The 509-nt window shown below is 40.9% G+C and carries 1 pseudogene; it reads left to right on the top strand.

Annotation, left to right across the window (positions count from 1 at the left end):
• Positions 1 to 158 (top strand): annotated as a pseudogene (locus ACTHUT_RS21725) (GIY-YIG nuclease family protein); the annotation flags it as partial.
• Positions 159 to 509: the final 351 nt, after the last annotated feature.

Here is a 509-nt window from a genome sequence, read left to right as displayed (position 1 = left end):
CGAAATACACGCGTTTGAACAAGCCTGTCGAGATGCGCATCGTTTCAGACGGCCTGACTAAAAGTGAGGCGCTGAAACGGGAAATCGGGATTAAGAAATTGACGGCAGAGCAGAAGCGGGGATTGTGGGCTGAAGCTGAAATAATGATAAAAGACTAATGGCGGCAATGGATTAAATTGTCGTCGGGATATGAATAACCACATAAATAGGTAAGTCTGCTGGTATCTTTTGCATAGCCAAGCGGCAAATGTTTATTAACATGATTCAAAAAGGCCGTCTGAAACCTGATTGGGATTCAAACGGCCTGTTTGGATGGGGATGGCTTTTAGGTTGACGCTACTTATGGAGAAGTCGGTAAAAAGTTGAATTCTAAAAGAAACTTTGAAAATAAAATGAGTAACTGCTTGAACAATAAAATGAAAGTTATCGCATTTCATGACAAATGGGGTGAATTTCTATCCGAGTGGAGAGGTGGTGTCAATATGTTTTTCAGTTTTTGAGACCAAATC

The organism is Neisseria sp. P0022.S010 (genome assembly GCF_051956635.1).
Note: the sequence above shows the minus strand (reverse complement) of the source record. Positions and strands in the feature narration are given on the sequence as shown.